We start from the raw sequence: 4601 nt of genomic DNA, 5'->3' as shown, positions 1-4601 counted from the left end.
GCAGGCCTGCAGCGTGGGCAGGTAGTCGGGAGAGGGGCGGCAGTACAGCATCACCGGCTCGCCGATCTCGTTCAGCTCGGCGTCGGTGCGGATGCCGGCGAACTGGGACGGCCGGTCCTGGCGCGGCACGGCGCCGAAGGTTTCGTAGTCGTGCCAGAAGAATGTGTGATTGGACATGGTGGCGGCGGAAGCGGTAAATGCGGCTATTGTCGCACCGCCGCCGCCCGCCGGGCCAGCCTCTAGTCCATCCAGCCGGGTTTGCGCATCTCGATCAGCGCGCGTATGCCTTCGCGTCCTTCGTCGCTCATCCGCACGGTCAGGCTGTGCTCGATGCAGCGCTGCATCACTTGGGGCGTGATTTCCTGCTTGCCGATCTCGCCGATCAGGTGCTTGGTGGCGCGCATCGCCGCCGGGCTGTTCAGCAGCACCTGGCTCGCCATGTGCTCCACCGCGGCGTCCAGCTCGTCGTTTTCCACCACCTGATGGACCAAGCCCAGCCGTTTGGCCTTGCCGGCGTTGAAGCGCTCGGCGGTGATGCTGTAGCGGCGGGTGGCGCGCTCGCCGATGGAGCGGATCAGGTAGGGCGCGGTGAGCGCGGGAATCTGGCCGAATTTGACGTCGGCCAGGCTGTACAGCGCTTCGGATACGCTGATGGCGATGTCGCAACAGGCGACCATGGCCACGCCGAGGCCGAAGGCCGAGCCCTGGACCTTGGCCAGCGTGGGCTGGGGCAGGGTGTCCAGCGTGTGCAGCAGCCGCGCGATCTGCTGCGCGTAGCGGTTGAGCTCGTTGGCGGAGAACTGCGACAGCCGCCGCAGCCACTCCGGATCATGGCCGGCTGAGAAGCTGATGCCGCTGCCGGTCAGCACCACCATGCGCACCGTGGCGTCCTCGGCCAGCGTTTCCAGCGTGGCGGCTAGGAGGCTGATGGTTTCATCGTCCAGCGCGTTGTGCAGGCTCGGGCGGTTCAGCGCGACGGTGGCGATGCCGCGTTTATCCACGTTCAGCGTTACGGCGTCGGTGCTCATCATGTTTCCCCCTGTCTTAAGAATGGTTGGCCGCCTCAGCCCTGGCGGAAGCGGACGATGGCGCGGGCAAAGGCTTCCACCGCCTCGATGTGCAGCACGTGTGCGGCGCCGGGCAGCACCTCCAGCTCCGCGCCCGGTATCAGTTCCTGCAGCAGCCGCGCCTGGTACAGCGGCGTCAGCCGGTCTTCGTCTCCGACCAGTATATGCACCGGGAGTTGCAATTGAGGCAGCCAGGTGCGGGCGTCGTGCTGGCGGACGCCGTTGATCAGCCGGATCACGGCGTCCCAGTCCACCATGCCCGCTAGCAGCTTCAGATCGTCCAGCATCGCGGCGTTGCCGGCGAGAAAGCGGCTGGAAAACAGCCAGGGCACGCTGATCTGGTAACGCAGGTCCAGGCCGCCCTGGTTGTTGGCGGCGATCCAGCTGTCGCCGATGTGGTGGTTGACGGTATCGGCCCAGGCCAGCGTGCCGGCCAGCAGCAGGCGGTTCAGCCGGTTCGGATGGCGGTGCGCCAGATGCTGCGCCACCATGCCGCCGTAGGACAGGCCCGCCGCGTATACCTGTGGCAGTTGCAGCCAGTCCAGCAGCGCGTCGGCCAGGTCGGCCTGATCGGCCAGCGCGTAGAGTTCGCCCGGCGGATGCTCGCTCTGACCCTGGCCGAGGAAGTCCATGCGGATCACCCGGAAATGCGGCTCCAGCAGCGGCATCATCAGCGTCCAGCCGACGGTGGACATGGTGATGCCGTTCAGCAGCAGCAGCGGCTGGCTGCCGTGGCCGCTCTCCTCGTAATAGATCTGATGTCCGGCTAGCTGGGCGTACGGCATGGCGGGCGCTCCTGTCCTGGGCGGTGTCGTGCTTATTCATTCTAGAACCGGGCGCGCCCGGCTGAACAGATGGCGGGCGCAAATCGCCAGTGTAATGTCGATGACATTTATTGTCGGTAGATTATCCAGGTTGAGCGGAATTCAGGCAGTCGGTCGAGAAATATGCAAACTTGCGTCGAGCCATCCCCGCCGGCGGGCATGGCGGGGTGGTGCCGGGAACTGGAGCAGATCATAGGCCAGCGCCGGCTTCAGCCGGTGTTCCAGCCCATCGTCGATCTGGAGGCGGGCAGCATCCTGGGCTACGAAGGGCTGATACGCGGCCCGTCCGACAGCACGCTGCACTCGCCGATGATGCTGTTCGAGGCGGCGGAGCGCTGCCGGATGCTGCTGACGCTGGATTTGGCCTGCCTGCGCGCCTGCGCCGAACGCTTCGCCGAGCTGGACCTGCCCGGCCTGCTGTTCGTCAACATCAATCCCGAAACGTTGCTGGCCGAGGAGTCCCGCCCCGGCGCGCTGCAGTCCTTCCTGGCTCGCATCGGCCTGGACCCCAAGCGGGTGATCCTGGAGTTGACCGAAACCCGCCCCAATGGCGGCTACCTGCCCTTGCGCGAGATGACCACTCGGCATCGCGGCGATGGCCTGCGCATCGCGCTGGACGATCTGGGCGAGGGCTTTTCCAACCTCAGACTGTGGTCGGAGCTGAGGCCGGACTTCGTCAAGCTGGACAAGCATTTCGTGCAGAACATCCATCTCGATCCCTTGAAAGAGCAGTTCGTGCGCTCAATGGCGGACATCGCCCGCCAGTCCGGCGCGCTGCTGGTGGCGGAAGGGATAGAGTCCGCGGCCGAGCTGCGCACGTTGTGCCGGCTGGGCGTGCGTTACGGCCAGGGCTATCTGCTGGCCCGGCCGCAGGCGGCCCCGCCGCGCGAGATTCCGCTGCAGGCGGCCGCGCTGCCGTGGTTCGGCGGCCGCCGCCACGGCCTGCGCAACCAGCCGCTGGCGCGCGATCTGCTGCTGGAGGTGGAGCCGCTGGAGGCCGGGGTGCCGAACGAAACCGCCTACCGCCGCTTCGCCGACGATCCGGCCTGCTTCGCCATCCCGGTGGTGCAGGACGGCGTGCCGGTGGGCCTGCTGCGCCGCCACCATCTGCTGGAAAGCTTCGCCAAGCCGTTCAACCGCGAGCTGTACGGCAAGAAGCCTTGCCAGCTGATGATGGACAAGCAGCCGCTGGTGGTCAGCGCCGATCTGACCGTGCACGAGCTGTCCAGCCTGGTGGTGGCGGCCGAGCAGCGCTATCTGGTGGACGGCTTCATCATCGCCGAGAACGGCCGCTACCTTGGCATGGGCACCGGCTTCGCGCTGATGCGCAAGATCACCGAGCTGCAGCTGTCCGCCGCGCGTTACGCCAATCCGCTGACCGGCCTGCCCGGCAATGTGCCGATCAACGAGACCATAGACCGGCTGCTGGAGATGCGGACGCCGGTCGTGGTGGTGTACGCCGATCTGGACCATTTCAAACCCTTCAACGATTTGTACGGCTACGCGGCCGGCGATGCCCTGATCGAGCTGGTTGCCCATCTGCTGCTGGAGTGTGTGGACCAGGAGCGCGACTTCGTCGGCCATGTCGGCGGCGACGATTTCGTCGCGCTGATGCAGTCTGAAGACTGGGAATGCCGGCTGCGGCGGATGCTGGAGCGCTTCGGCGAACTGGCGGCGCAGCATTTTTCCGACGCCCACCGCGCCGCCGGCGGTTTCGAGGTGGCTTCGCGCAACGGCGAGCCGGTGTTCCTGCCGCTGACCACGCTGTCGTTGGGCGTGGTGCGGGTGAGGGCGGGCCAGTACTTGAGCCACCACGAAATCGGCGCGGCGACGGCGGAAGCCAAGAAGCAGGCGAAGAAGCTGCCCGGCAACAGCCTGTTCGTCGAACGGCGCCAGCCGGGCGCGTCGTCCTGCTGCGCTTGCGGCCGTTGAGCACGCAGGGAGTTGGCCTCGATTTCCTCTTCAAGTGTTTGATGTCTTAAACGCTGGCTTGCCGCAGCGCGGCATTTTTCTTGCTGAGGCGCGCAAGCCACAGACGATCGTTCTAGCGCGATCAATCTTGCGATCCCCGCTTGTCAAATTTCTTAAACATGGCATAGGCTGTGTCCACGACTGGCGCATCAGACGCCGGCAGCCGCCCGCACCGCGGCAGGGGAGTGTGAGGACAGTCTTGCCGCAGGCCCGCGTCCTTCCCCTTTCATCGCTCCATCTTTCCCGGCAATGCCGGCAGCGCTTTGCCATGCTGTAAGCGTGCCGGCGGCGCCAAGAGGCGGACGGATTTGTCCGCCGCGTGTCTCAAGCGTCCAAAACAGCAAGCGGCGCCGGCAGGGCGCCGCAGTCGGAGGGAGTGGGAACATGTCGGAAGCCATCGCGGCCAGCAAGCAAGCAGCCAGCCCCATCGCCAACGCGGCCCCGGCGGGCGTCGCCGCCGCAGGGAGCGAGCCGCCGTACCTGAGGATAAGCGGCGTGGTGAAGAAGTTCGGCGACCACCTGGCGGTGGACCATATCGACCTCGACATCCGCAGGAACGAGATCTTCGCCTTGCTGGGCAGCTCCGGCTGCGGCAAATCCACGCTGCTGCGCATGCTGGCGGGGATGGAAACGCCGACCTCCGGCCGCATCATTCTGGATGGACAGGACATGCAGGGCCTGCAGCCGTACGAACGGCCGGTCAACATGATGTTCCAGAACTACGCGCTGTTCCCGCACA

Annotated in this window: 5 protein-coding genes; 2 read left to right on the top strand and 3 right to left on the bottom strand. The window is 66.2% G+C overall.

What is annotated here, in order from left to right:
* The 3 genes from LQR33_RS23760 to LQR33_RS23750 form a co-directional block, all read right to left on the bottom strand.
* Nucleotides 1-177: exonuclease domain-containing protein (locus LQR33_RS23760; RefSeq protein ID WP_269326325.1), on the bottom strand; the 177-nt coding region annotated here is incomplete at its 3' end.
* Nucleotides 178-239: 62 nt separating this feature from the next.
* On the bottom strand, nt 240-1031 hold the full coding sequence (locus LQR33_RS23755) for an enoyl-CoA hydratase-related protein (protein ID WP_231470703.1): 792 nt from the start codon (nt 1029-1031) through the stop codon (nt 240-242).
* 32 nt (nt 1032-1063) lie between these two features.
* Nucleotides 1064-1852, bottom strand: coding sequence for an alpha/beta fold hydrolase (locus LQR33_RS23750; RefSeq protein WP_221668875.1), 789 nt, complete (start codon nt 1850-1852; stop codon nt 1064-1066).
* Between the two features lie 162 nt (nt 1853-2014).
* Between LQR33_RS23750 and LQR33_RS23745 the strand changes: the two genes are divergently transcribed.
* Together LQR33_RS23745 and LQR33_RS23740 are read left to right on the top strand one after the other, a co-directional pair.
* Nucleotides 2015-3823, top strand: coding sequence for a GGDEF domain-containing protein (locus tag LQR33_RS23745; protein ID WP_231178701.1), 1809 nt, complete (start codon nt 2015-2017; stop codon nt 3821-3823).
* 423 nt (nt 3824-4246) lie between these two features.
* Nucleotides 4247-4601, top strand: a 355-nt coding sequence (locus LQR33_RS23740; RefSeq protein ID WP_231470702.1) for an ATP-binding cassette domain-containing protein, incomplete at its 3' end; no start/stop codon positions are given.

It is taken from the genome of Chromobacterium piscinae (assembly GCF_021129175.1).
GTDB lineage: Bacteria > Pseudomonadota > Gammaproteobacteria > Burkholderiales > Chromobacteriaceae > Chromobacterium > Chromobacterium piscinae.
The sequence above is the reverse complement of the archived record's forward strand: the minus strand, read 5'-3'. Positions and strand labels throughout refer to the sequence as shown.

Coding starts and splice junctions, on each gene's coding strand:
- LQR33_RS23755 (WP_231470703.1), bottom strand. CDS start 1,031: ATGATGAGCACCGACGCCGTAACGCTGAACGTGGATAAACGCGGCATC.
- LQR33_RS23750 (WP_221668875.1), bottom strand. CDS start 1,852: ATGCCGTACGCCCAGCTAGCCGGACATCAGATCTATTACGAGGAGAGC.
- LQR33_RS23745 (WP_231178701.1), top strand. CDS start 2,015: ATGCAAACTTGCGTCGAGCCATCCCCGCCGGCGGGCATGGCGGGGTGG.